The sequence below is a fragment of the Frankia sp. CcWB3 genome (assembly GCF_977927595.1).
The window spans coordinates 6,306-7,523 of the sequence record NZ_CDWRCK010000215.1 but is presented as its reverse complement, the minus strand read 5'-3'; the positions used below and the strand labels follow the sequence as shown (position 1 = coordinate 7,523).

1 pseudogene is annotated in these 1,218 nt (G+C 65.3%); it reads left to right on the top strand.

Features of this window, described 5'->3' with window-relative positions:
• Window positions 1–157 precede the first annotated feature (157 nt).
• Window positions 158–1,084, top strand: a pseudogene (locus tag ACY5KJ_RS15450) (SAM-dependent methyltransferase).
• Window positions 1,085–1,218 lie beyond the last annotated feature (134 nt).

The following is a 1,218-nucleotide window of genomic DNA, read 5'->3' as shown; positions in this document are numbered from 1 at the left end:
GATCACGAATCTACGTGAATGTTTACGCGAGAGGGACGGTCCCGGGCTGGTTGTCGGGACGCCGCACCGGACCGGCGAACCGGCGCCGGGTGACGAGCGGGCAGAGGACTACGCTCACACCAGGCAGAATCCACCGAAGCGGAGGAAGGACCCGACCATGACCGACGACGCATATGCCCCCGAGGGGCTGGCGGAGAAGCCCCAATTCAATTCGGATGTCGCGCACACCGCCCGGGTCTGGAACTACTGGCTCGGTGGCAAGGACAACTTCGCCTCCGACCGCGCGGTGGGCGACCAGGTCCAGCAGATACTTCCGCACATCGTCGACACCGCCCGCGCCGACCGGGGTTTCCTCACCCGAGCCGTGCAATTCCTGGCCGGCGAGGCAGGTATCCGTCAGTTCCTCGACATCGGGACCGGGCTGCCCACCGCCGGAAACACCCATGAGGTCGCCCAGGAGATCGCACCGGAATCGCGCATCGTCTACGTCGACAACGACCCTCTTGTTCTGGTGCATGCCCGAGTGCTGCTCACCAGCACCCCGGAGGGCGCCACCAAGGGGACGTAATGAAGTAACAAATACGTGATCGAGAGCATCATCGCAGGTCACAGGCCTGTGGAGGGTTCGAAACGCGCAAGTTATTTCATTTCGACTCCCAACTACCTCGAGGCCGACATCCGGGATACCGACCGAATCCTGGAAGCCGCGGCCCGAACGCTGGACTTCACCCGGCCGGTCGCGCTCACCCTGCTGGGGGTGCTGAACTTCGTTCAGGATGCCGAGGAATCGCTGCGGATCGTGCACCGGCTCCTGGATGCTGTGCCGTCCGGTAGTTATCTGGCCATCGCCCACGCCAGCAACGAGGTCTATTCCGAGGAGGCGGAGCGGGTGCGGCAGTTCTGGAACGAGAACGCCACACCACCCATTGTCTTTCGTGACGCGAAACAGATCGCCGTGTTCTTTGACCGGGTCGAGCTGCTCGAGCCCGGCGTCGTCTCGTGCTCGCGGTGGCGGCCGGCCTCCAATGATCTCGGTATCCCGGCCGAGGTGCAGCAGTTCTGCGGAGTGGGCCGCAAGCTCTGAGGACTTCTGCCTGGCGGCTCGTTCAGCCTCGTCGCCGGCCGGACGACGCGTGAGGGGACTTCCCCTCCCGCCGGGCCCCACCGATGATCCGAACGCGCCGATCCGCCCGGCGAGGACCGGACCGGCCCCGGGTA